The 2,469-nt window shown below is 61.7% G+C and carries 2 protein-coding genes; both read right to left on the bottom strand.

All coding sequences use genetic code 11. The annotated features are described in order from the left end of the window. The coding region (locus ACFUOZ_RS21300) for a hypothetical protein (RefSeq protein WP_377552016.1) at positions 1 to 1,464 on the bottom strand (1,464 nt) is incomplete at its 3' end. Between the two features lie 667 nt (positions 1,465 to 2,131). Next, on the bottom strand, positions 2,132 to 2,469 hold a 338-nt coding region (locus ACFUOZ_RS21295), incomplete at its 5' end, for a hypothetical protein (RefSeq protein WP_377552014.1).

The following is a 2,469-nucleotide window of genomic DNA, read 5'->3' as shown; positions in this document are numbered from 1 at the left end:
GGTGAACGAGAACGATTCCCGCACCATCTCCGGTGAACCCGTCACACCCATCCCGGCAAGAACCTGCAAATCCTCCACCGACAACGAATCAAAAAACACCCCCTCCGAAGTACGACCCTTCTCCAACTCCACACGGGTCTTCACGTCCTCCTCAAACGCCTTCACCTCCTCCTCACTCATCGGCTCCGACTCACCCTCGCCTGGGGAACAGAACCCGTGATCTCCGGAACCACACACCACAGGCACAGGCGGTTGGCCGCCGGCGACCCGCAACAACCTCGAACCCAAGGGATCCTCCAATACCTCACGCTTCAACACCCGCGGAGTATTAGGCTCCCGCTCCAACCTTGGCCCGTCCCGCATCGAGCCCTCCCGGCCCCGGTATTGCGCGTTGAGGTATTCCGGCCGGATACCGGTCTCCAACTCCCCAGCGATCTTCACCTCTGTCGGATTCACTGAGGCGAACTCCGACAACAACTCAATCCGCTCAACATCAGCCGCCGACCGCGGCTCCGGAGCCGACAATGCATCCCGGGCTGCCTTTGTCCGCCACGGATTCGAATGAGTCGACAACTCAGTCACCGGAATCGGCGACTTATTTGGGTTCTCCTGCAAGTGATTTATCACCCCGGCCCGGCCGCCCTCACTCCCATGCACCATCAGCTCCTCCCACTCAATGGGGAATTTCTTGCTGCTTACTTGGGAGCCGGGGGTCTCCAAGTCTCCACCGGACCAAACTGAATACGGCATCTTGTACGTCGTCCCACGTGGGGGGCGGCTGTTGGCCTTGTAGTTGGCCACATGGCCCAGCTCATGCGCCAACGACACGTGAGGATCCTGGCCCTTAAGCTTGCCCGTTTTCAGGTCGTAATAGGAAGATATCGTCTGGGGGTCGAGCGTCACGTAACCTGAGCTAGGCTGGCCCATGCCCCCTTTTAGCCTCCCTGCGGATGCTTCGGCGCCCTCCGTGGGGAAGTAGACAACGCCAACGTCCCCTGTAGGTACCTTGGCCGGGGCTTCTCCTGGGCTCTTCGGGGTCCAGTCCAGCCACTCATTGTTGCTCCCGCCCGGTTCCGGCTTCAACTTACCCGAAACTTTGACCACAGTTTCCCCCGACGGTGAGGACGAAATCCGGTCAAGCGAGGCAGCAATCTCATCAACATACTGCTGCCACACCGCGTCCGTATACGACTGCGGCCACTCCTTGAACGGCTTCAGGAACTTATTCGGTTCAGACCATGTGGGTCTGGGCCGGTCCGCGACCCAATGTCCATCTCGCACCTCCACGACACGAAACGGCCCGGCATTGGCGTCGGAATTGAAGTAGTCGGACGGGAATCCGATCTGGCGGTGGGTGCTTGGATCTGTGACCCTCGGCGGGGTCGTCACCACGACAGGGGGTGGGGCGGCCTGCGCGGCGGGACCGACACCGACATCGACGAAGACGAACAGCGTCAACGTCACCGTCACCGCCAACACCACACCCAACAGACGGGGCAGCAGCCCGGAACTACCGGGCCCCGGCAACACCGGGCCCCTCCCGGCACCAACACCGGCTGCACCGGCCATACTGGACCACAAACCCAAAACCATCAACACGCCTTCCGCAAAGAGTGGGCGGCAGCCACCAAACAAGGCACCGCGGAACAGGGCACAGGCACACCCAGGCAAACACAACACCCAGACCACACCCGGCACTCAATGACGAATACGACCCAAACCCTGTTCCGTGACGAAACCCCACCGGCCGGAGCGGAACAAACCTTGCGGCCCGGGCGGCGGGGGTGGCGGGTTGCTCGTGGGGAAGTGAAGGAGGAGACCCGTTCCGGTCTCCTCCTTCATGGTGTGTCTGGGATTCGTGCGGGGGATCGGTGGGCAGATGCCCCCGCCCAGGGGTGGGTTGGTTGGAAGGGGAGCCCACCCCCCCCAAGGCTGGGCTCCCCTTCCATGACGGGTTCCGGGGCGGGAGAGTGACTTCTTTTCTCCCGCCCCGGGGGGTGTCCGGGCCGTGTGGAGCCTGGACGTCAGGCAAGGGCCGGGGATCCGGTACCCGCGAGGTAGGCACTCGTGGAGCCCGACCCTTTGCCCGGTACCATAACCGGCCCGCACCCCGGAAAGTGACGCGGGGTGGTTAGGGGTTGGGTGTGGGGTTGATGGTGATTTTGTCGATTTTGAGTGTGGGGGTTTTTCTGAGGTCGATGGTGAGTTTGCGGGTGGTTTGGTCGAGTTTGAGGGTGGTGGTGATGGTTTTGGTGGTTCCTTTCGTGGTGCCGGGGAAGTCGATGGGGCGTGGGGTTTCGTTGTTTTTGGTCAGGGTGGGGTAGGTGTATTGGCCGGGGTCGGTGTAGGTGATGGTGATGTTGTAGTTCCCGGCGGTGGTGGGTGGTTTGATGTGTGTTTCGTTGAAGGTGATGGTGCCTCCGGTGACGGTGGTGCGTTCAACGGCGAGTTTGCCGTCTTTGAAGATGT

Source organism: Paenarthrobacter sp. NPDC057355 (assembly GCF_042667405.1).
GTDB lineage: Bacteria > Actinomycetota > Actinomycetes > Actinomycetales > Micrococcaceae > Arthrobacter.
Note: the sequence above shows the minus strand (reverse complement) of the source record. Positions and strands in the feature narration are given on the sequence as shown.